18 protein-coding genes and 5 tRNA genes are annotated in these 23,291 nt (G+C 41.0%); 10 read left to right on the top strand and 13 right to left on the bottom strand.

Features of this window, described 5'->3' with window-relative positions:
• Position 1: 1 nt before the first annotated feature.
• The 3 genes from hcaC to hcaE are packed head-to-tail and all read right to left on the bottom strand — an operon-like array spanning position 2 to position 2,210.
• A complete protein-coding gene (hcaC, locus tag AC25JC_RS07410) occupies positions 2 to 328 on the bottom strand; it encodes a 3-phenylpropionate/cinnamic acid dioxygenase ferredoxin subunit (protein WP_067763933.1) in 327 nt (108 codons plus the stop codon).
• Positions 328 to 846: a 3-phenylpropionate/cinnamic acid dioxygenase subunit beta gene (gene hcaF / locus AC25JC_RS07405; protein WP_067763936.1), complete on the bottom strand. Its 519-nt coding sequence runs from the start codon at positions 844 to 846 to the stop codon at positions 328 to 330. The genes hcaC and hcaF overlap by 1 nt, the downstream gene beginning before the upstream one ends.
• Positions 843 to 2,210 (bottom strand): 3-phenylpropionate/cinnamic acid dioxygenase subunit alpha, encoded by a 1,368-nt coding sequence (gene hcaE, locus AC25JC_RS07400; RefSeq protein ID WP_078192774.1) that lies wholly within the window; start codon positions 2,208 to 2,210, stop codon positions 843 to 845. Before hcaE ends, hcaF begins: the two co-directional genes overlap by 4 nt.
• 278 nt (positions 2,211 to 2,488) lie before the next feature.
• Here hcaE and hcaR point away from each other — a divergent pair, with 278 nt between their 5' ends.
• A complete protein-coding gene (gene hcaR / locus AC25JC_RS07395) occupies positions 2,489 to 3,394 on the top strand; it encodes a DNA-binding transcriptional regulator HcaR (protein ID WP_078192775.1) in 906 nt (301 codons plus the stop codon).
• Positions 3,395 to 3,800: 406 nt separating this feature from the next.
• Here hcaR and AC25JC_RS07390 read toward each other — a convergent pair whose 3' ends face one another.
• The 7 genes from AC25JC_RS07390 to AC25JC_RS07360 form a co-directional block, all read right to left on the bottom strand.
• A complete protein-coding gene (locus AC25JC_RS07390) occupies positions 3,801 to 4,658 on the bottom strand; it encodes an alpha/beta fold hydrolase (protein ID WP_078192776.1) in 858 nt (285 codons plus the stop codon).
• Between the two features lie 292 nt (positions 4,659 to 4,950).
• The gene (locus AC25JC_RS07385; protein WP_180115909.1) at positions 4,951 to 6,231 is read right to left on the bottom strand and encodes an OprD family outer membrane porin; all 1,281 of its coding nucleotides are present in this window, start codon (positions 6,229 to 6,231) and stop codon (positions 4,951 to 4,953) included.
• Between the two features lie 547 nt (positions 6,232 to 6,778).
• On the bottom strand, positions 6,779 to 7,798 hold the full coding sequence (gene dmpG, locus AC25JC_RS07380; RefSeq protein WP_111884105.1) for a 4-hydroxy-2-oxovalerate aldolase: 1,020 nt from the start codon (positions 7,796 to 7,798) through the stop codon (positions 6,779 to 6,781).
• Between the two features lie 11 nt (positions 7,799 to 7,809).
• A complete protein-coding gene (locus AC25JC_RS07375; RefSeq protein WP_180024489.1) occupies positions 7,810 to 8,706 on the bottom strand; it encodes an acetaldehyde dehydrogenase (acetylating) in 897 nt (298 codons plus the stop codon).
• A gap of 36 nt (positions 8,707 to 8,742) precedes the next feature.
• Positions 8,743 to 9,540 (bottom strand): 2-keto-4-pentenoate hydratase, encoded by a 798-nt coding sequence (gene mhpD / locus AC25JC_RS07370; protein ID WP_078189749.1) that lies wholly within the window; start codon positions 9,538 to 9,540, stop codon positions 8,743 to 8,745.
• Between the two features lie 689 nt (positions 9,541 to 10,229).
• Positions 10,230 to 10,898 carry an HAD-IA family hydrolase gene (locus AC25JC_RS07365; RefSeq protein ID WP_486923775.1) on the bottom strand — a complete coding sequence of 223 codons (669 nt, stop codon included), beginning with the start codon at positions 10,896 to 10,898 and terminating at the stop codon, positions 10,230 to 10,232.
• 151 nt (positions 10,899 to 11,049) lie between these two features.
• On the bottom strand, positions 11,050 to 12,021 hold the full coding sequence (locus AC25JC_RS07360) for an RluA family pseudouridine synthase (protein ID WP_078189751.1): 972 nt from the start codon (positions 12,019 to 12,021) through the stop codon (positions 11,050 to 11,052).
• A gap of 758 nt (positions 12,022 to 12,779) precedes the next feature.
• Between AC25JC_RS07360 and AC25JC_RS07355 the strand changes: the two genes are divergently transcribed.
• The 7 genes from AC25JC_RS07355 to AC25JC_RS07325 all read left to right on the top strand — a co-directional run bounded on the left by AC25JC_RS07355 (position 12,780) and on the right by AC25JC_RS07325 (position 19,136).
• Complete coding sequence (locus AC25JC_RS07355; RefSeq protein ID WP_486923809.1) at positions 12,780 to 16,208, top strand: Rne/Rng family ribonuclease; 3,429 nt, start codon at positions 12,780 to 12,782, stop codon at positions 16,206 to 16,208.
• 185 nt (positions 16,209 to 16,393) lie between these two features.
• Positions 16,394 to 18,235 carry a long-chain-acyl-CoA synthetase gene (locus tag AC25JC_RS07350; protein ID WP_078192782.1) on the top strand — a complete coding sequence of 614 codons (1,842 nt, stop codon included), beginning with the start codon at positions 16,394 to 16,396 and terminating at the stop codon, positions 18,233 to 18,235.
• A 140-nt stretch (positions 18,236 to 18,375) separates the two neighbouring features.
• Positions 18,376 to 18,451, top strand: a tRNA-Lys gene (locus tag AC25JC_RS07345).
• 21 nt (positions 18,452 to 18,472) lie between these two features.
• A tRNA-Lys gene (locus AC25JC_RS07340) sits at positions 18,473 to 18,548 on the top strand.
• 49 nt (positions 18,549 to 18,597) lie between these two features.
• Positions 18,598 to 18,673: transfer RNA gene (locus AC25JC_RS07335), tRNA-Lys, on the top strand.
• Positions 18,674 to 18,722: 49 nt separating this feature from the next.
• Positions 18,723 to 18,798: transfer RNA gene (locus AC25JC_RS07330), tRNA-Lys, on the top strand.
• A gap of 262 nt (positions 18,799 to 19,060) precedes the next feature.
• Positions 19,061 to 19,136 (top strand) — tRNA-Lys (locus AC25JC_RS07325).
• Between the two features lie 123 nt (positions 19,137 to 19,259).
• Here the strand turns inward: AC25JC_RS07325 and AC25JC_RS07320 are convergent.
• A complete protein-coding gene (locus tag AC25JC_RS07320) occupies positions 19,260 to 19,913 on the bottom strand; it encodes a hypothetical protein (protein WP_180115912.1) in 654 nt (217 codons plus the stop codon).
• Positions 19,914 to 20,213: 300 nt separating this feature from the next.
• Here AC25JC_RS07320 and AC25JC_RS07315 point away from each other — a divergent pair, with 300 nt between their 5' ends.
• On the top strand, positions 20,214 to 20,471 hold the full coding sequence (locus tag AC25JC_RS07315) for a PspC domain-containing protein (protein ID WP_078189754.1): 258 nt from the start codon (positions 20,214 to 20,216) through the stop codon (positions 20,469 to 20,471).
• A gap of 119 nt (positions 20,472 to 20,590) precedes the next feature.
• On the opposite strand, the gene AC25JC_RS07310 is transcribed toward AC25JC_RS07315, so the two are convergent.
• Together AC25JC_RS07310 and AC25JC_RS07305 are read right to left on the bottom strand one after the other, a co-directional pair.
• The gene (locus tag AC25JC_RS07310; protein ID WP_180034978.1) at positions 20,591 to 21,697 is read right to left on the bottom strand and encodes an HPP family protein; all 1,107 of its coding nucleotides are present in this window, start codon (positions 21,695 to 21,697) and stop codon (positions 20,591 to 20,593) included.
• 126 nt (positions 21,698 to 21,823) lie between these two features.
• Positions 21,824 to 22,615, bottom strand: coding sequence for a tetratricopeptide repeat protein (locus AC25JC_RS07305; RefSeq protein WP_078189755.1), 792 nt, complete (start codon positions 22,613 to 22,615; stop codon positions 21,824 to 21,826).
• 150 nt (positions 22,616 to 22,765) lie between these two features.
• On the opposite strand from AC25JC_RS07305, the gene AC25JC_RS07300 reads away from it, so the two are divergent.
• Positions 22,766 to 23,206, top strand: a complete 441-nt coding sequence (locus AC25JC_RS07300) for a hypothetical protein (protein ID WP_180010262.1) — start codon at positions 22,766 to 22,768, stop codon at positions 23,204 to 23,206.
• Positions 23,207 to 23,291: the final 85 nt, after the last annotated feature.

Raw genomic sequence — 23,291 nt, 5'->3', positions numbered from 1 at the left:
ATTACTCTCCTGCCATCTCTACGTATAAAGCACCATCTTCAACAATCACAGGGAATGTTTTGATAGGATCTGTTGCTGGTAAGCATAATGCTTGACCAGTTTTCAAACAGAATCGAGCCGAATGAAGTGGACATTCAACAGTGCCATCATCTTCAAGGTAACCTTCAGACATTGAAGCATTACCATGTGAACAACGGTCGTTCATCGCGAAAAATTCGCCATTGTTGTTGAATACTGCAAGCGCATCGATACCGTTAACGCCGCAATCTACTTTCAATGCTTCGCCTTCGTCTAATTCGTCAACTTGGCAAACAAAAATCTTATTCATTAGAAGAACACGCTCAGGTTATGTGAGTTGTAAGTCACCTGATCAAGGGTAATCTTACGGTTGAAGATTTCGAAACCTTGCTCAGTGTCGACTTTGCGGATCTTGTCGTGACGCTTACCACAGTAGATTGTTACATCTTTCTCTTTCTGGGTACGGTACAACAAGTACGTTACGTAAACGTCGTATTCGCCTTCAACTTCAGTCGCTTCAACAATCACATTTGAAACCATGTGTGTTGTACGTGAAGGAGGTTCTTCAGCCCAAGCCATACCTGTCTCTAAACGAGCTACACGGCGTTCCAACAAATCTTTAGTATCGTTAAATACCCAAGTTGTTGGCGGCTCAATCGAACGACGACGGTCACGTGTTTGCGCGTTTGGTGTTGTGCGTAACGTATAAGAAATATCTTCAGCTAATACAGCTAACCAATCGCGGAACTTCCAATCGTCAAGCAATTTTGCTTCACGATAAAGAAACTGACTAATTTGGTGATGGAGTTCTAAACTAATTTGACTCATTTCATAAGCTCCTTCTCATATTCGTCAGCCGCAGCTTCAACGTCTTCCCATTTTTCATGAATCAATAGGTCAGCCCAACGACGGTACATACCACGTGCAGCTGTTTCTGAGAAAATGTAGTTGGTGATACCAGGGATACCATCTTCACGTACTTTCTCGTTACCTTTACCCATTTCCATAATTAATTTGTTTTGACGGGCTTTATAACCACGTAAAACTTTTTGAATTTCAATCCAGTTCTCAGAGTCATCTTGCTCTAGGAAACCAGCAGGACCGAAGGCACGTGTTGCAGAACGTTCAAATGCTGCTTGTACATCTTCTGGCGCGTCCGCATCACAGATACAGAATGCCCATACTTCAGTCTTGTTTGGACCACGTGGGTGCCATACACGAAGCGTTGCAGTACCGTTCAACCAAGATAGTGTTGGGAACATGGTGTTGTGACCAGCAAGACGCAGTGCACGAGTTTCACCTAGGCGTTCTTTCACTTCTTCATACGTTTCACGGAAGTAGTTTGCTACTTCACCATCCACCCATACGTTTGCGTCTGGTTTCTCAGTGAAGAAGAAGCCTGAACCGTGACCACGTGAACCGTATTGGATCGCGTCTTTGGCAGTTTCCCAAACTGGACGGGCAGTTTGTGCAGCACCTAATTTCTTAGAAGATTCATCATCTGGTTTAGCACCAAGCACCTGAATCGCAGATGCATGAGAGAACAACGCGTGGTATTGGTCAGAAGCGAACTGTTCAGCTGCAAATTTCCAGTTACAGTCGATTTCCCATTTGTGTACACCACCAACGATCACAGTACCACCTTCACGACGGTCTACAACGCCGTCCAGGTACCAAGCGATATCGCCCATGTATTCTTCTAGATCTGGAGTTGTTTCATCCCAGCAGCCGAATACTAAGCCTTTGTATGATTTAACGCGGTTAACTTCTACCAGACCCCATTGCTCTTTACATGCACCATGTGGGTAAGCACGATCTTCAAGCGGGATATCTTTTAGAGAACCGTCAATACCGTATGACCAGCCGTGGTATGGGCAAGTGAACGCACGTGTATTACCACAGTCCGCGAAGCTCACACGCATAGAGCGGTGACGACATTGGTTTAAGAATGCTTTGATTGAGCCATCTTTTTGACGTGCCACGATGATTGGATCTTCACCCATATAGGTATTGAAGAAATCGCCGGCTTTAGGAATTTGGCTCTCATGGCATAGGAATAACCATGTACGACCGAACACACGTTCTAATTCAAGTTCGTAGATGTCTGGATCTGTATAGATAGATGGCGTGATACGTCCATTTTGTGCATCGACTAAAGCATCGATTTCGCGCACATCAATTTTTCCACTCATGAAAAGCTCTCCTGTGACCATAAGGCACAAAGTAATAGACTCAACTTTTCAACGATGATGGATTTTAGAGCGATATTCGGGAAATATTTATTTTGTTTTAATTAAGAGATTTTATGGATTATTACGGTAGATTTTTTTTATAGTATTTTTTTTAAATTACCGAGAACACCATTTATTTCGTGAATGGCAAAATAATCCTCACGCAATAGTTGTTTATAGATTATACTGAACGAACTTCTAAGTAAGACATTTTTTGGATTACTCCACGGGTTGATTATATGGAATTACGACACTTACGCTACTTCATTACTGTTGCTGAAGAACTCAATTTCAGTAAAGCTGCGTTAAAACTTTATACTGCTCAACCTTCTTTAAGCCAACAAATTAAAGATCTTGAAGAAGATGTCGGCGTAAAATTGTTGCACCGGACTAAACGCAAAGTTGAGCTCACAGAAGAAGGTGCCGTATTTCTAGAACAAGCACGTTTGACACTAGCTCAAGCAGACAAGGCCGTAGCGATGGCACGTCAGGTTTCACAAGCCAAACAACAGATGCTACGGATTGGTTTTGTGCCCGTCGCAGAGATGAAAATCTTCCCATACGTCTTGCCAAATCTGCGTGTTCAAAACCCAGAACTCAAAATTGAATTACTTAGTTTAAATAATCGCGATCAGATGAAATTGCTACAAAAAGGTGAACTAGATATCACTTTTACTCGCAATAACTTTCATAGCGACGAAATAGAAAGTCAGTTTGTACTACGTGAACCATTGATCTTTATTTTACCCAAAGATCACCCTTTAGCGAAGTACGAACGTATTCCAGTTAAAGCATTGAATGGTATTGATTTTATCATTCCTGCACGCGAACAATCAGGCACGTTGCATGAAGCCATTTTAGACTTTGCTTCTAACCATGGCGTTCAATTTAATATCGTGCAAAAAGCCGACAATATCCTGTTTAACATTAACTCCATCGGCATGGGTTTAGGCTGCACGATCCTACCGGGATACATCGCGCCATTGACCATGAACAATACTGTGATTCGTCCTTTAGATGTCGAATTACCGTATCTAGACCTGTACGTAAGTTACCGAAAAACGGCGAGTTCTGTGGCTGTAGATAAATTCCTTGAACTGCTAACCAAAGTTTTTTATCTCGATATCAATCGCGAACAGCGTTAATTTTCGCCAAGTCATAATTTATAGATATAGCACCATTATTTTTGAAATAAATAATGGTGCTTTTTTTATGGCTAAAAAGTCGCTTTTTTAATCGTTTAAATGTTTTAATCGACGCATTTTATCTATCATGCATATCGACTTGATGGAAAATAACTTATAAATATTAGTTTAGACATTGATAAAAATTGCTAAGAATAGCCGATTTACAACTTAAGTCTAATAAATAATTCCCCATCCCCAACCATTTAGATGAGCTTATTTTATGCCTTTTTACTGATTTAGACCGTACACTGTCGACCTTTTAATGATAATAATACTCATTTAAAGTATTTCTTTCAAAAGATTTATATAAAAAAAAGGATGGCAAAACCATCCTTTTTTTGAATTTCATGTCAGTGACAAGAAATTACACACCACGCGCTTTTAAATAATCTTTAATCACGGTGTTGAATTCTTCTGCTTTTTCAACTTGAGACCAGTGGCCACATTGGCTGAAAATATGCGCATCAGCATGAGGAACGGTATTCAAAATATCCCACGTACGAGATACAGGAATCACCACGTCTTGTACACCATGAATCAACAATACTGGCACAGTAATGTCTTTCATTTTTTCAAAATCTAATGGGAATTCGAAACGGTCACGGTCACGTGCGCCAACAACATCCATCAAACGATTTGATGCATAGTCATTTGCAGCAGATGCAAAACGTACTTTTACCAATTCGTCTGTGATCAAGTCTTTGTTTACAACAAACATAGACAAGGTTTTCTTGATGCCTTCTTCGGTTAATACAGGGTTTGCATGTGCTTTAAGTGCTGCAGTTTGTTTAGCACCGCCTGTACCCATAGAAACGATACCCAATACACGTTCTGGATAGTCCAAAGCCATTTGGAATGCTAACCAGCCACCGAGTGAGTTACCCACTAACCAAGTTTTTTCAATACCTAGTGCGTCTAACGTACGTACAGCGTGATCAACCCAAGCACGGATACCATAAGCAGTATTCGGTGCAACAACAGTTTGACCATAGCCAATCGTATCGATAGCGATACAACGTGCTTGTTCACCAATTTGAGGTAGGTTCAACCACCAGTTAGCAGCAGCAGATACACCTGTACCTGAACCGTGTAAAAATAGAATTGGTGTGCCTTCACCCACTTCGTGGTAATGCGTTAATTCGCCTTCAGCAGTTTCAATCCATTTATCTTCTAAACCAAAGAATGAATCAGTTGTATAGTCAGGAATCTGAACAGTGCTCATACATGCTCCTCGTATTGCGTAGAGCTTATGTTTCAATCCATAACGGATTTAAACACAAGGGGGACTCTTTTGGATTTTGTGGTTTTTACAGTCTCATATTACCTGTTCAGCCACTGCTAACTGATACATATTTACGATCATAAACAACAAATAGACTATAATTTAAGTTATTGTTTTTAAATACATAACTCAAAAATATATCCATAAAATCTTTGAGGTATTTCTTTTTTAAATAAACCAGCGAATAAAAAGGGAAGCAATGAATCCACTTCCCTTTTTTTATCCTGAGAAATTAGAACTTATAGGTATAAGTTGTCGCGACACGGTACTCTTGCAAGTCAGATTTGTAATCGAAATCGGCATCGATATACATTGCCTGGAAGCCTAAGCCCTTCAACTTACCTTCAGGCACGGTGTAGTTCACGATTAAGTTAAGCTCATCAGATTTTTGATCTTTCAGGATGCCATTTGCAGTACCAATTTCTGCATCAGAACCTGTAAAGTAAACCGCTGTAGCATTTAGGCCTTTCGCACCAAGCTCTGCAAAGTCATAGCCATAAGTAAAGCCCCATGATTTTTCATCTGGATTGGTAAATGTCGCTACGCCCCAGTTTACAAGGTACGGCTGTGGCACCCAGCCGCCCAAAGTTGGAAAGGCATTGTCACCAAACATTTGTTGATAACCTAAACCAAATGTATGTGAGCCATAATTGACTTTCGCCCCCACCGACAACGCTTGGTTATCAATTTCACCATAGAGCTTGTCACCCGAATCCGAGTTATCAAAATAGCGGATATGACTGTCTAACTTGACTTTTTCACCCAGTTTAGTTTTGTAGTTCGCACCTATATAGTGCTGTTGGTAGATATCCTGTACATCGGCATACCAGTAGCTACCACCAATTTCAGGCGTAAATTGGTGATCAATCCCCGCAATATACATCCCGTCAGATGCTGGACCGTTGTCAAAATGACCTATTTTTCCATTCGGCAGCTTTTTACCTGGTGAAAATAAAGTTAAATCACGGAACTGGTTATCATAACGATTATTAATACCGTCAATATAAGCCACGGTCAACTTGGTATCTTTCAGGTCTTTCGACTCCAGCCATGCACCGCTGTAAGTAGTCAGCAACTGACGTGATGGATCAAATACTAGCACTGGAGATACCGGCAATAGCTCGCCCACTTTCAATTCAGTTTTTGACACTTTGGCTTTAAGGGTCACACCCACTTTACCAAAGTTATCTTTTGATTCTTTACCATCGTGCGGCAAAATAAAGTCTGCATTGGTATCACGGCCATTGAGTTTAAAGGCATGCTGTACCAGCAGGTCCGCACCCACTTGAATACCTGCACCAATATCTTGATACCCTGACTTGGCATCCAAAGTCACACCCTGTGACCATGAACCCCAGTTACCTGCCGGATTTTCTTTAATTTGACGGTCTAAGTAGAAGTTTTTAAATTTCAATTGTACTTGGCTGTCGTCAACAAAGTCCGCATAAGTTGCAGATGTTCCTAATGTTGCTGTCGCAGCAAGAATTGCTATCCATAAATTTTGACGACGCATGGCTTATTCCCAGTGATCAAATTAAGCTATGACATCATCATGCTCAACAATACCTTGGAAAAAAATCCGACTAGAGTATTAAGGTTTATCAGGCTTTTGTACGACTTGAACTTTGGATGCGATATCTGGTTATTTTCCTTAGAGATTAAAACAATAACTCCCTTTTATCATTTAGAACGGCTGATTAAATTAACCCCATGTTTTATTAACATAAAATTTAAAGTTTTTTATTTTTTGCAATTACATCCCCTGTATTAATTGCTTTTAAGTTTAATCAAAGTTTTCTAATGAGATTTATCCTCATTTAATTTATAAAATTTAGCTATGACATGATATTTAATTTATATAATCATCAACAACTTAAAGTTAAATTTTACTACTATGGCTGCTCGAAATCAGCCATTGGTTCGTAAGATATTTCTTATTTCAATCCACTTTTCATGCCTCAAATCAATCTCAACGTAATCTCAAGCCCATCTCAAACCAACACAGCCACTTCAGACATAAAAAAAGCGCCCATTTCGGGCGCTTTTTGATTTAAAGCAAATTAAGCATTGGCTTCTTTTGCTTTAGACATGGTCAATGCCAAATCTTCGATCATATCTTCTTGACCACCAACAGTACCACGACGACCAAGCTCAAGAAGAATTTCACGCGCAGAAACGCCATATTTCGCTTCAGCACGTTTCGCGAATAACAAGAATGATGAGTAAACACCGGCATAACCTAAAGTTGCTGCATCACGGTCAGCACGGATCTGATGTGTCATCATTGGAATGATTAAATCTTCCGCAACATCTTGAACTTTAAACAAGTCCACACCTGTCTCCATTTGCATACGGTTGGCAACCGCAACAAACAATTCAAGTGGAGTATTACCTGCACCTGCACCTAAACCTGCAGAAGCTAAATCGACACGCGTTGCACCAGCTTGAACCGCTGAAACAGAGTTCGCAACACCCATACCTAAGTTATGGTGACCGTGGAAACCGATTTCGATCTCTGAAGCTAGGTTGGCACGTAAAATACCCACGCGGTCAGTCACGTCTTGAGGCAACATATAACCAGCAGAGTCAGTCACATAAATACAGTTTGCACCGTATGACACCATTTTGCTGGCTTCTTCCAAAAGTTTTTCAGGAGTTGCCATGTGCGCCATCATCAAGAAGCCCACAGTGTCCATGCCAAGTTTACGTGCAGCAGTAATGTGCTGTTCAGAAACGTCAGCTTCAGTTGAGTGCGTTGCAACACGAATGGTTGCTACACCAACATCATGTGCCATTTTCAAATGGTCAACCGTACCAATACCAGGAAGTAAAAGTGCAGATACTTTCGCCTGTTTCAGGTTTGGAATCACCGCTTTTAGGTATTCTTCATCGGTTGCTGCTGCAAAACCGTAGTTCACAGAGTTACCGCCTAAGCCGTCACCATGCGTAACTTCGATTAAAGGTACACCTGCATCATCCAAAGCAGTTGCAATGGCAACCATTTGTTCAGGTGTAGTTTGATGGCGCATAGGATGCATACCATCACGTAAAGTCATATCATTAATAATAATCTTAGACATTTTGGTATTCCTTAAGCTTCAGCAGTGTTTAATACGCGTTCTGCAAACATTTCTGCAGTACGTGCAGCTGCCGCAGTCATAATGTCGAGGTTACCTGCATATTTAGGAAGATAATCACCTAAACCTTCAACTTCTAAGAAGATTGAAACACGGTTACCGTCAAATACAGGACCATTTACAAGTTTGTAACCTGGTACATATTTTTGAACTTCAAGAATCATCGCATGTACAGATTCAGTGATTGCTGCTTGATCTGGTTCACCTTCAACAAGACAGTGAACAGTATCACGCATCATCAGTGGTGGCTCAGCAGGGTTAATGATGATGATCGCTTTACCTTGTTTCGCACCGCCCACTTTTTCAATAGCGCCAGCAGTCGTACGAGTAAATTCATCAATGTTTTTACGTGTACCTGGACCCACAGATTTTGTTGAAACTGTTGCAATGATTTCGCCGTATTCAACAGGCTGAACTCGTGAAATCGCAGCAACCATAGGAATCGTTGCCTGACCACCACATGTCACCATGTTGACGTTCGGAACTTCACCTGCGTCCAATAACGCTTCTAAGTTTACTGGTGGTACGCAGAATGGACCGATTGCAGCAGGTGTTAAGTCAATCATTAACACGCCAAGTTCATTTAATTTTCGGCTGTTTTCAGCATGAACATAGGCAGAAGTTGCATCAAATGCGATTTTAATGTCGTCTTCAATTACGTGTGGAAGTAAACCATCTACGCCTTCAGCAGTGGTTTTTAAACCCATTTTAGCAGCGCGAGCCAAACCTTCAGACGTCGGGTCAATACCAACCATCCATACTGGTTCTAAAAATTCGCTGCGTTGAAGTTTGTAAAGCAAGTCAGTACCAATGTTCCCTGGACCGATCAATGCACATTTAATCTTTTTCATGAATGTGTACTCTTAAAAATTCCGTAAAACCCAAGCTTATTTCGCTGCAAATGCTGCAGTCACAGAACCAAATCCTTCAATTTCAACTTTGAATTCATCACCAGGATTTGCCACAACCATTGGGCCTAAAGCACCGGTCAATACGATGTCACCTGCAAGCAATGGACGACCACGACGAACCATTTCGTCAGCCAACCACACTGCTGCATTTAATGGGTTAGAAAGACATGCTTTACCCACACCTTGTGAAACCACTTCTTCACCACGAGTCATGACCATTTTGCAATTCACAAGGTCAAGATCTGCAAGTTTTACAGGCTTAGAACCCAGTACAAAACCTGCTGAAGATGCGTTATCTGCCACAGTATCAATCAACGAGATTTTCCAGTTTTCGATACGACTATCGACCACTTCAATGGCAGGCAGTGCATATTCTGTTGCACTAATAATGTCTGCATAGGTGTGTTTTTCTTTGGTCAAGTCTTGGTTAATCACCAAAGCAATTTCTGCTTCAACTTTTGGCTGAATCAATAAACCAGCAGGGATTTCTTCACCATCGCCATACGCCATGTCAGCAAACAACATACCGAAGTCAGGTTGATCAACGCCTAACTGCGCTTGTACAACTTTTGAAGTTAAGCCAATTTTACGACCTACAAGGCGACGACCTTCTGCCACCGCACGTTTGGTATTCACTTCTTGAACGGCATAAGCAATATCTACATCAGCACTTTCACCACCAAGTTGTGGACGGATCGGTGCAATCGCAGCCTGATTTACTTCCGCATCGCGTAATGCTTGCGCAACTGATTCAACAACAGCAGAATTCGACATCAATGTTTCCTTAAACTGCAAAAATTGGATGCACAACGTGTTTCATCCCGATCACCATCAAAATCAAAGTGATGAAAGTCATGTCAGGATTCGCCTAAAGCATTTCACTTGACATACTACACGTTATGTTTAGATGCATTTAGCATCGAGATTTTAGAAAGTGAATACCAATACTTATTTTATTTATGACTATAGCTATTAGCTATAAATTAATCATTATTTATTATTAATATTCAAAAACTTAAGTCAAAATAATTAAATAAAATTCACTATTTTTTTCGCCCTTAAATCTGAATCTCTACTAAAAAACTTGGCTTATACGACTAAAAGATAAGATTAAAAGATTATTTTAGCGTCAGGCCAACTTTTACGCATAGGTGTTCAATTTCATATGATTTAGTTTAATAAATTGGAAATTTAAAAATAAATCAATAAACAACAATAAGATAAAACCAAAAATTCAAACAAAAAATCTATTCCAGCTTGTGGTAAAAGGCCAAATAGTTGCGCTCAATTTTTTAAGGTAAATTTGCTAGAAGACTGCTTGTTATTGTAGAAAAATCTAGTGTTATTACTTTTTTAAATAATTGAATTTACTCATTTCATCAAGTAGAGCTGGCATTACTATTCATTTGGTAACAAAAAAGGTGAAAACAAATTTCACCCTTTTTACTCGTTTGTATCTAAAACTATACAGCTAGACGTAATTTCACGTGTTCTAGTAGAAATTCAGTCAAATCACCTACGCTATGTGCAATATGTAAGGGTTGAAAATACTGGAGTGTTTCTACAGTATGCACTCCATAGCTCACGCCTACACGCGGCATCTGAATATTCAGTGCCATTTCCAAGTCATACGACGTATCACCAACCATAATGGCTTGATCGGCACGTAGTCCTGTTTCCGCCAAAATTTCTGCCAACATCAACGGATCTGGCTTAGATTTGGTTTCACTGGCTGCACGTGTCGCACGAAACAACTCATGACTTTGCGTTTGAGCCAAGACACGGTCTAGACCTTTACGACTTTTTCCTGTTGCAACAGCCAATTGTAGACCGACATCGCGTAATTCCTGCAACATATCCGCGACACCATCAAACCACATATCCCCTTTGGAATGGGCCACATAGTGATCGGCATAACTTTGCAAAATGTCGCTGTGCAATTCAGGAACCGTCGGAAATAACCGCTGTGCGACTTCCGGCAGACCTAAACCAATAATACTTTTCGCATCAGCATCGGTCAGCGGCTGTGAATATTGATCTGCTGCAAATTTTAAACTCGCTACAATTTGACCCACAGAATCAAATAAAGTGCCATCCCAATCGAAAATGACTAGTTTTACAGCTGAGTTCATATGTTTTCCTAGATTTGATTCAGTGTTTGGTAATTCAGATTCTGGAGTGCATCAATTTATTTACCTCACCCCGACCCTCTCCTTAAAGGAGAGGGCGAAAGAAAACTTACGAAGCAGTCCTGCTCAGGGGGAGAAGTCTAATATTTAAAACTTACTCGTCATCTTCCGAAGACTTCACCACTTTGTCAGCTTTTTGCGCGCGTAGCTGCGCCACAAGGCTTTGCATATCTTCTGGCAATGGCGCTTCAATGGTTTGGTAACCCGGAATTTCTAAACGCATAGCATGCAGACATAAACGACGTGGCTTTGGACCACGGTATTCAGTTTCATGACCATATTTTTCATCGCCCACCAATGGATGACCAATACTTAAACCATGTACACGGATCTGATGGGTACGGCCCGAAAGTGGAGACGCATACACCAATGTGGCATGCATAAAACGTTCTTTCACGTTCCACAGCGTCTTCGACTCTTTACCTTCTTTAGGCGACACACGTACACGACGCTCGCCATTTGCCAGTTCGTAACGATGCAAAGGCTGATCAATGAGCTGCTTATCCAAACTCACCACGCCTTTCACCACAGCAGCATAAGTTTTTTGGATTTTGTGCTCACGTAACATGTCTTGCAGGCTTTTTAACACACTACGTTTTTTCGAAATCATCACCAAACCAGAAGTGTCGCGGTCAATTCGGTGAATCAGCTCAAGGTATTTCTTCCCTGTTGCGGCACGTAAGCCTTCGATCAAGCCATACGCCACACCACTACCGCCGTGAACAGCAATACCAGAAGGTTTGTTTACCACCATTAAGCCTTCATCTTCATACACCACACGGCTCAGTAAACTTTGTGCCACTTTGTCCGATACGGGAACCGCAGACTCATCTTTTTGCTCATAACGAATTGGAGCAACTCGAACTTGGTCACCAATATTGAGTTTGGTTTCCGCTTTGACGCGTTTTTTATTGACGCGGACTTGGCTTTCACGAATCAGACGATAAATGCGACTTTTAGGCACACCTTTCAGACGACTAAACAGGAAATTATCAATACGTTGACCCGCCTGATGCTCGTCCACTTCAAACCAGGTGACGCTTTGCCATTCTTGCGTAGAATTCATACAGTTACTGTGACCTAAAAAAATACTAAAATTGATTAAAAATTGATCATTTAAGCTATACTTTTCGCAAGAAACATAAGCTTAGCCCATAGGCAGATGATGCAAGGTTTGATATAGTCAGCGCACGGAAACCACCGTAACTGAGTAAAAGTTGATTCATTTCAGTATTTACTGTCATTGAACTTTCAAGCAATTACTCATTTAGCTCGGAAAGGTCCCAAAAGAATTATGCCGACGCCGAAGGCTTATTATATCGGCAAAACTGCAAACTGTTGCGTTTAATTGTGCCGTAGGTACATAAAACAGTTTGCCCCAAAAAAATATGTGCCAACTAAGGTTGGTTTTTAAACGTAAACTGATACACATCAGACCAGTCGCTCCCTGGAAATCGTGTTCAGGCCACAACGTTTGATGCATTGGATCTGCACAGTTTGTAAAGGTACGATGATAATTCCGTATCAAGACGCTCTATCAGATATGAATGGATGCTCTTCGAGCAATGTGACAGTGAAAGTTACTCACATCCAATGCACCGTTTGTCCGCCAGTGAAACGCGTTCAGGTGACTTTAATCGTTTAAAAGATTGAAGCCGTATTGCCATCATCAATACGTGAATCAAAAACCGTTGCCCACCCAAAGAAGGTCGGTACACATGCACAGATGATGTTTTTCGATCTGTGCAACTTGATCCATGCTATCTGATGCTCGCTACGAGTCAGGCGATGTTCTTCTGTGTATCACTATTAGGTGTTACACCCATGAAACGTATGTTGATTAATGCAACACATGCCGAAGAAATTCGCGTTGCACTTGTCACTGGTCAGCGTCTTTACGATTTTGACTTAGAGAATCGTACCCGTGAACAAAAAAAATCGAATATCTATAAAGGTCATGTGACTCGCGTAGAGCCGTCTTTAGAAGCTGTATTTGTTGAATACGGTGCAGGTCGTCAAGGCTTCTTGTCGATGCGCGAAATTGCTAACTCTTATTACAAAGCAGATCCTCGCCAAACTTCAAACATCCGCGAATTGATCACTGAAGGCACTGAGCTTTTAGTTCAAGTGGAAAAAGAAGAACGTGGTAATAAAGGTGCTGCCCTTTCTACATTTATCTCACTTGCTGGCCGTTATTTGGTCTTAATGCCAAACAACCCGAAAGGTGGCGGTATTAGCCGTCAAATTTCAGGTTCAGTTCGTGAAGAATTGAAAGAAATGTTGGCGTCTTTAAATGTCCCTCGTGGCATGAGCGTGATTGTACGTACTGCAGGGATCGGCCGCTCTCAAGAAGAACTCCAACTTGACCTGCAACACTTGCTTGACCTTTGGGCACAAATCCAAAGCACATCAAGTTCAGGTCCATCACCAATGTTGGTTCACCAAGAAGCCGGTGTGGTTACACGTGCAATTCGTGACTATTTACGTGATGATGTTGCTGAAATTCTGATTGACTCTGAGCAAGCGTATAATGAAGCGTATAACTTTGTTAAAGCGGTGATGCCACGTCAAATCGACAAATTAAAAACCTATACGTTAAATGAACCGTTATTCGCTCATTTTGGTATTGAAAGTCAAATCCAAACTGCCTATGAACGTGAAGTAAAACTTCCTTCTGGTGGTTCAATTGTGATTGACCAAACTGAAGCATTGGTTTCAATTGATATTAACTCTGCAAAATCAACACGTGGTAGCGATGTAGAAGATACGGCGCTCAATACCAACCTTGAAGCTGCAGAAGAAATTGCTCGCCAATTACGTTTACGTGATATCGGTGGTTTAGTTGTGATCGATTTCATCGACATGACCAAAGACCGTAACCAACGTATGGTTGAAGCTAAACTTCGTGAAGCAACACAAAGTGACCGTGCGCGTATCCAATTCGGTCAATTGTCACGCTTTGGTTTGATGGAAATGAGTCGTCAACGCTTACGTCCATCGCTTGAAGAAGCCACCGGTTATGTGTGCCCACGCTGTCATGGTACAGGTATGGTACGTGACTTACGTTCTTTATCACTTTCAATTATGCGTAAAGTGGAAGAAATTGCGCTACGCGAACGCCATGGTGAAGTTCAAGTTGAAGTGCCTGTTGAAATTGCTGCATTCTTATTGAATGAAAAGCGTCACAGCCTTGTATATCTTGAGCAAACTTCAAATGTTCGTGTGACTGTACTTCCACACCCTCACCTAGAAACACCACATTACGAAATTTCGTATAACCCAGAAGGTTTTGCACCGACAAGCTATGAACGCACTGAAGCGACACGTTCTAGCGAAAAAGAATTGGGTTACGAAGCATCTGAATGGCATTTAGGTGAAGAACAGGCCGCTGCTGCTCAGCAACAAGCACCTGTACAACAACAAGAAAAAGGCCACAAAAAGAATAAGCAACAACCCGTTGCTGCTCAACAAGCACCTGCACAAGTTGCCGCTCCTGCAGCATCATCTAGTCCATGTGCATGGTTAGAAAACTTATTTGTTCAAAAACAAGCTGCAACCGTTGACCAGTCGCGTACTGCAAACAATGCCGCTGCTGCAATTGAACAAATGGTAAATAGCGGTGCTGCAAGCCGTGGCCAGTTTGGTCAAATTACCCCTGCATCGGCAGCGCCTGTTGTTGTCGTAGACAATAATGCTTACCTTGCGCCTTCTTCTGTTGTGCACAAACAAGAACGTGACAGCCATTCAGAAAAAGCTGACCGTGAAGAAAAACGTCACAACAAAAAGCGTACTAAGCATAAAGAACCACGTGAACAAGAAGCTCAACCGCATCAAGTTCATGAAGAAGTGTTACAACCTTCACGTCAAGACCGTCAAGAACAGCGTAATAACGAAGCACGTCAAAACGAACGCCAAGAGCAACGTTCTGAACGTCATGAACCGCGCCAAGACAACCGTCAAGACCAACGTGAAAACCGCCGTAACTCACGCCGTCAACACAACAACGAACAAGTACAGCAAGATGTTCAAAATAATGAGCAACCGCAGTCTGTTCCACGTCGTGACCGCAACAACCAACAACGTCCAAATCGCCCAAATCGCCACCGCGATCAAAGCGTATTGAACGAGCAAGCGATTGCTCAGGAAGTTGCAACTGAGCAACAACCTGAAAACCGCAATCAACGTCAACCTAAAGTTGAAGTTGTTGATGCACCACGTCAAGACGTGATGCCAACAGCACTTGTAGTAAATGTTGATCAAGCTCAAAGCGAAATCGTAGCGCTAAATACTGCCCCGGCAGTTGAAAAACCTGTAGAAACCCCAGTAGTCCAAAAAGCCGCTGTCGTTGAAGCAGAAAAAGTGGAAAAACCTGCGACTGAAACAAGAGAAGCAGCGCATAAACCACAGCATGCGCAGCAAAAACCGTCTCGTGCAAGCAATGACCCTCGTCAGCGCCGCCGTGAACAGCGTGAAGCTCGTGCTCAACAAGCACAGGCTCCGAAAATTTCGCCATCTCAAGTGCCGACACTAGGTCAATACACTATAAGCAGCTTGATTAAGCATGTATACGGCGAAGACTGCTCAGTACTAATTGAGCAATTTGGCTTAATTCCAACATTCAACCGTGCATTGCAAAAATTCACGGAAGAATATGCCGCGACTTTGACTGCACCTGCAGCTGAAGCAGCTGTAGAGAAAAAGCCTGTCACTCGTGATGTTCAAGTTACAAAAGCTGCACCTGAAGCTGAACCAGCGCCAATGTTGGATTTGACACCACCAAAGCCTGTGTCAGATAAACGTGTTGCTAATGACCCACGTGAGCGTCGTCGCCTTGCTAAACTTGCCGCTGAACAAGCGAAACAAGACCAAGCAAAAGCACATGCTGAGGTGGAAGCTACGCCTGTCGCAGACACTGCTATTGAGGCGCCTGTAGTTGCAGAAGCTAAAGCTGCTACAGTTGAAGCCAATGTATCCGACGTTGCAGGTCAAACTGAAGCACCTGAACCCGTTCAAGCTGAAGTACTGACACCCATTCAAGCTGAACTGGATGTGAGTGCGCAACCTGAAAAGACGGAAGAAGTGTCTGAAGCTCCTACTAAACCAGTAGAAGAAAAAGCTCAAGCCGTTGAAGCGGAAAAGAAAGTTGAGGTTCCTGTAGACGAAAACTCGGCCGCTGAAGGTGAAAAACCTGCACGCCCTCGTCGTCCTCGCGGTCGTCCACCGAAAAAAGCAAACACCGCAACTGAGCAGTAATTTGCTATTTTGCAGGTGAATAAAAAAATCCAGTCATTTCGGTGACTGGTTTTTTTTTGATACTTTTGTCAAATTAGGTTGATTGCACTAGATCGAAACGATTAAAAGACAATTGTAGAATTTGCTGCAAATTTCATTGCAAAGAAATAGACCGTATCGGATTACGAAAAATAAATAGGATTCACATGAGCCAAACTACACAACACGACCTTATTGGGATTGCTGATGTTGCAGCAAAAATTCCCGCGTTCATTAGCAAAGTACCCAACCTGTTGAGTGGTCTAAAGCAAGCCTATTTACGTACCCCAAATACTTCCGCAGGCTTGGGAATTGCATTTGAAAAAGCCGTAAAGCGTAATCCTAAAGGTTATGCGCTTTATTTTGAAGAGCAAAAATATACCTATAACGAACTCAATGAATGGGCCAATCAAATTGGTCACTATTACCTTGCACTGGGCGCAAAAAAAGGTGATGTGATTGCGGTGATGATCGAAAACCGATCTGAACTCGTGGCAACCATCGTTGCTTTAGCCAAAATTGGCGTCACCAGTGCTTTGGTCAACACATCACAAGTCGGCAAAGTCCTGACACACAGCATCAACTTAGTGAACCCAATTGCGGTAATTGTGGGCGAAGAATGCCGTCAAGCTGTAGAAGAAATTCGTGGTGATCTCAGTGTAGCTGCAGATCGTTTACATTGGTTCGCAGATCAAGCCACTCGTGTAGATGCTGGTCAAGCACCTAAAGGCTTCTTAAATCTTGCAGAAGCGATTGATGAATTTCCAAAGTTCAACACGCCCACCACTGCAAGTGTAAAAGGCAAAGACGGCCTATTTTATATCTACACCTCTGGGACAACAGGCTTACCTAAAGCGGTGATTTTCACCAACAGCCGTTGGACTTTGGCTTATGGAACTTATGGGCACGTTCTCAATCTGAATAAAGATGATGTGATGTATGTGACCTTGCCGCTCTATCACGCTACAGGCACTGTAGTTTGTTGGTGTGGGGTGATTGCTGGTAGCGCCACCCTTGCCCTGCGTCGCAAGTTTTCAACTTCATCGTTTTGGAAAGATGTACAAAAATTTGATGCATCAGCCATTGGCTATGTGGGCGAGCTTTGCCGTTATTTGATGGATGCTCCACATTCAGACCTTGAAAAAGGCCATCGTGTGAAAAAAATGATTGGTAACGGCATGCGACCAAACATTTGGGATAAGTTTAAAGAACGCTTTGGGGTCGAAGAAGTCCTTGAACTCTATGCTTCAAGTGAAGGCAACGTCGGCTTTAGTAATGTATTTAACTTTGACAACACTGTTGGTTTTTCACCAACGCCTTATGCGATTATTCAGTTTGATAAAGAAAAAAATGAAGCTGTACATGATGCTAAAGGTCGCTGCATTAAAGTTAAAAAAGGCGAAGTTGGCTTACTCATCGGTAAAATTACCCGTCGCTCACCTTTTGATGGCTATACCGACACGGAAAAAAACAAATCCGTCATTATGAAAGATGTATTCAAGCATGGTGATTCATACTTCAACACTGGTGACTTGGTTCGTGACATTGGCTTCCGTCATGCACAATTTGTCGACCGTCTAGGCGATACTTTCCGCTGGAAAGGTGAAAACGTTTCAACCACTGAAGTTGAAAACATGGTGAGTGAGTACGATAAAATTGCTGAAGCTGTGGTTTATGGCGTAGAAATTCCAGATACCAATGGCCGTGCAGGTATGGCTGCCATCACGCTCACCGATGGTGCCGAACTCAACGAACAAGATTGTAGTGAAATGGTTCTACAATTTAAAAAATGCTTACCAGCGTATGCTGTACCGGTATTTTTACGTGTACAGAAAAAAGTCGAAACCACAGGCACATTTAAATACCAAAAAAACAAGCTGAAAGAACAAGCTTTTGATCCTAAGCAAACTGATGAACGTTTATTGGTATTGCTGCCAAATGCAACTGCTTACTGTGATTTAACTCCTGAAATTTATGCCAATATTCAGGCATATAAATACCGTTTTTAAGCAAATAGCGCTCATTTTAGCGACAGATATCCGCTAAAATGAGCTACTTTGTTGTATTTATAATCAAACACAAGCAAGTTTATGATTTTTTACTTGCGCTTGAAGCAGATCTTGCTACAATACGCACCATCAAGCGAAATGGGTCGTTAGCTCAGTTGGTAGAGCAGTAGACTTTTAATCTATTGGTCCCGCGTTCGAGTCGCGGACGACCCACCATTTCCTTCGATACCACAAGATGGGTCGTTAGCTCAGTTGGTAGAGCAGTAGACTTTTAATCTATTGGTCCCGCGTTCGAGTCGCGGACGACCCACCATCTTTCTAAAATGCCAGTTTTAGATTACAATCTTGTGCATACCCCCTAAGGGTCGTTAGCTCAGTTGGTAGAGCAGTAGACTTTTAATCTATTGGTCCCGCGTTCGAGTCGCGGACGACCCACCATCTTTCTAAAATGCCAGTTTTAGATTACAATCTTGTGCATACCCCCTAAGGGTCGTTAGCTCAGTTGGTAGAGCAGTAGACTTTTAATCTATTGGTCCCGCGTTCGAGTCGCGGACGACCCACCATTCTTTCTTAGGGCTTCTTTCTTCCGGCAGTTGAAGAAAAAGAAACCTGCAGGTTCCGACCAAGACAAACCATCACCATTACTGGTTTTGATTCGCCATTCTCGAAATTTTGCTATAGCGATGTTGCGAAGTATCATTCTTGTCTTGCTAGATGAAGTATTTGACCTGAAAAATTTTAGATAACAAATATTCCCTAGTATTCAAAACTACGTGCTTCGTTTATCTTGCTAAAATTTTAAAATGCTCTTTTAAAATTTTCTCAGGGTTGTTAGCTCAGTTGGTAGAGCAGTAGACTCTTAATCTATTGGTCGTGGGTTCGAACCCCACACAACCCACCAATTCTATGTCGTATTAATAATTCAATTTTTTATAAGCTAGTTGCATTCGATTAGCCAAGATTTGCGAATTTCACGCCGACGCTCAAACGCAATTTATAATTTTATTTACTTCATTCGCAGTATTTAATTTGGGTCTTTCACCAAGGTATAGGCATGTTGCGGCTGAGGATAACCCTTGGAAAATAATTCCTGATTTCGATCAACTTCACCTTGACGTATTTTGTCTAAATCCATGGTGATTTTATTTTCATTAATCACGTGATAATAAAAATTCACGCCTTCTTTTCGATGAACCACCAGCTCGGTATGTGCTTCATTGACACTCCACGTATCCTTACGATATTTCACATTAATGCCTGACGTATTGGTTTTTTCAGCAAACACTTTTCCAATTTGAATAATACTGCGGTGTACCGTGCCATCTGGCAATAAGTTAAGAATGAACTCTGCATCGCCTTCTGGGCATGGAATAAAACTGTCATCGCATTTTACTTTGGCATGAAAACGTCCAATAAAAATTTTGGCATGCTCAGGAACAGGAGCTGACTTTATGTCCTCGTCATTCGGCAATGTCGCCTGCCCTGCCACTTGGGTTAATTTTTTTCCATGATCTTGCTTCGCTTGAACTTCCGATGCGACAGTTGATGCTGAACTTTCACCCTTTTCCGCTGCGGGTTGATGCGTTGGACTACAACCAATAAAAGAGAGGCTGAACACTCCTGCAAACACTGAAAGATATGCAAATTTCATCAAAAAAGGTGAAGCCGATGTTTTCATATAATGTGCCAAGACCAATCATTCATTGGTTTTTTCAGTTCTTGCTGACTTAATATTGTAATCAAATAATCAACGCTGTATACATATATTTGCGATATATGTTAATCATATCTCATTGTTATCGTTGATATTTAATTAACACTCAAGCTATTTTAAAGGCAAACTAATCAAACCAATTCTTCAAATTACATAACTTTACTTAATTTTTTTTCTGCACCCTTTAAATCGCAAAGCTTGTCACCATTTCTATAATATGAATTTGGAAATATTCAAATTTATTCTTTTTTGAAGGAGACCTGAATGGCCAATGTTGGTTTATATCGCTCAAACCGCTCTAACATGATTGCTGGTGTGATGGGGGGTATTGCTGAACGTTTTGGTTGGAACGCAAATTTACTGCGTATTATTTTTATCTTTGTATCATGCTTAAGCGCAGCCTTTCCCGGTATTTTGGTGTACTTGGTTTTATGGTTAGTCATGCCTAAAGCACAAGATAACTTTTTCCGTACCAATGGCTATTCAGACCCGATTCGTACTGTGAATGATGACAGACGTTAAAATCCTTTGACCCAGTTTGGTCGCTACGGTTTCTCCCCCAAGATTCCGTAGCTTTTTTTTTGCCTATATATTGGCAAAGCCATATTTAAGTCTGATGAATTTAAATCAAAGTTTAAGGCTTAAGATTTTGTTTGCTGATTTAGCTGTTGATATAAGGCGGCAATCATATCGGCACGGCTAATCATTCCCACCAACCGTTTTTGCTCAACGACTGGAATATAATTAAAAGATCTTTCCACAAAATAAGGCACTAAATCTTGAATGGGTTGATCCGGCTGCACGGTCACCACTTTGGGATTCATAATTTGATAAACGTGATTTTCCCAACTGGCTTTGGGGTCTGCGGCACGTTTAAACCATTCCACCACATCATATAAAGCCAAATTTCCCACCAAGCGATCCAAATCACTCACCACAGGCAAACTCATCAAATTGACTTGTTTAAACTTTTCCAATGCTGACTGAATATCATCTTCTGCACGCAGGGTAATCACTTGCTGACTCATGATGTCACGACAATGAAACTGGCTTAGGCCACGACGACTGGCTAATTGCTGTGCTTCTAAAATAATTTTTTGTAAGTCATATTCACTAATATCAAGCAACTGACTTTGCTGTTCTAAGACTTGCTGAATATCCGCTGGCTGAATCGACACTTTTTGTGTCGGTGTTGGATCTGTCGTCCGAGTATTGACTTGTGCTTTTTGTGGATACTGCTTGCCTAGTAATCGGTTATAAATGATAGCAACCACCATCAAGAGGACCGAATTTAAAAGGACTGGATAAAAAAGAAAGGCATAGCCTAAATCATGGACTGCCTCTCCGCCCAATACCGCTGTAATCGCCACGGCTCCACTTGGTGGATGCAATGAGTCTGTGGTCATCATTAAGATAATCGCTAATGCAACCGCGATACTAAATGCTTCGGTTAAATTAGGAATAAACATCGCACACGTCACGCCAATCAAGGCCGCAAGACTATTACCGACTACCATATTCCACGGCTGTGCCAATGGGCTGGCAGGTACAGCAAAGAGCAGTACGGACGATGCGCCCATCGGGGCGATATACCACGCATTTAAGTCATCTAGCGCCAGCCAACTGATCAGCGAAGAAATACTCAGGCCCAGCAAAGCACCTACCCCACACAGGATGCGGTCTTTTAAAGGCAGAACTTTAAAGTTGGGTTTAAGCGTATTGAGCCAAGCTGATTTTGCGTGAAACATGGTCATGCCTGATTTTTTGAGGATGAGAAATTATAGGAGATTTAGTCCTAAAATTTCATCAGCATCAGATGGAATTTTAAGGTTATTCTATTTTAACGTTCATATCCCATAGCTTTTACCCTCTTACTAATCCACAATATTTTTGCATTTATTTAAATAAGTTTCTTCTTCTTCCAATTTGAGACCAAAGACAGGTTGAATCGGTATTTCATCCGTTCTGTAATAGCATTTTTCACGCCATTTTATCGCCTCTTCCTCATCTTGAGGCAGTCCATTTAAACCGTGATAATAATTTTGAAACATATTCTCAAGACCTTGTGAATATCCTAAATTACCTGACTTAATGTACCATTCGGTTGAGATTTTTCCATTTTTTTCAACTCCTAATCCTCTTTGGTAAAGTACACCCAAATTGTTCATTGCTGCTGGATTACCTTGAGCAATCGCCTTTTCATACCAATATTTAGCTTGTTGAAAATCAACTTCTGTACCTAATCCTGAATGATAGGACTCTCCAAGTTTAAACTGAGCATCAGCATTACCCGACTCGGCAGACTCTTTTACTAATCTAAAAATTTCAGGATACAGCTCTGGATCATGCTTATATGCATAAAGTCTTGCTAAATTTAATTTGGCGAGTGGACTTCCTTGCTGAGATGCTTTTTCAAATAGTTTTTCGATTTTTATGTCTTGTTCAGTCGGCTGATCATTTTCATCCTCATCTCGATTTCTAACGCCTTCATAGATATTTTTATAGTAGAGTAAAGCAGCATAGCGATTTAAATCATCGCCTTTAAGTTCCTGTGTCTTGTATTTAAAAGCAGCTTTAAGATAGTTAAGGTTATTTTTTACACTCGAAAAACCGATAAAAATCAGAAAAACGACACCAAGTAGGAGGTAATATTTTTTTAAGCTCATAATTTTATAGATTTTTTCAAATAATTTTTAAATTTTACTTACATATATTTCATCAAAACACGGTTCATTATGTATAAGATTCATTATCTAGACAATCACTTGTTTAAAATTTAAAATGTTTAAATCGAAAAATTATATAAAATACAGATAATGAATACAGAAAAACCTTTTAATTTCAAACCTAAAGAAGCACTTATTTTATCACCACTTATTCCTATACTACTTTTCATTGGATATTTTTTAATTAATGGTTCATTCAAGCTTGATGTTTTAGAAATTGTAGGAACTTTTGCTGGAATTTATTACGTTATCTTGTATCCAATTTTACTTAAAATTTGCCAAATTCTTATAGCCAAAAAATTATTTATTTTTCCTTTTATATGGTTAGGTGCGCATCTAACCCTAGTCATGATCTACTTTTTCATTACAACTTTTCAAAATTTCTACTATGGATTTCCAATTTTCGAATCTGTTGGTCGAACAGTGTGGGACACAGCATTTTCCTTATTCATAGCGATCGTTAGTTTTGTTCTTTCCATTATTTTTTGGAGTTTTTCAACATTGCAACCAAAGCTAAAACTCAAAAAATAAATAGCGCTATTAAAATCTTAAAAGGAACCAAGTAGCCTTTGCCACTCCTCTGCAAAATCCTTATACTTAGAGCCAATTTTTCACT

It is taken from the genome of Acinetobacter sp. P37, assembly GCF_057480965.1.
The sequence above is the reverse complement of the archived record's forward strand: the minus strand, read 5'-3'. Positions and strand labels throughout refer to the sequence as shown.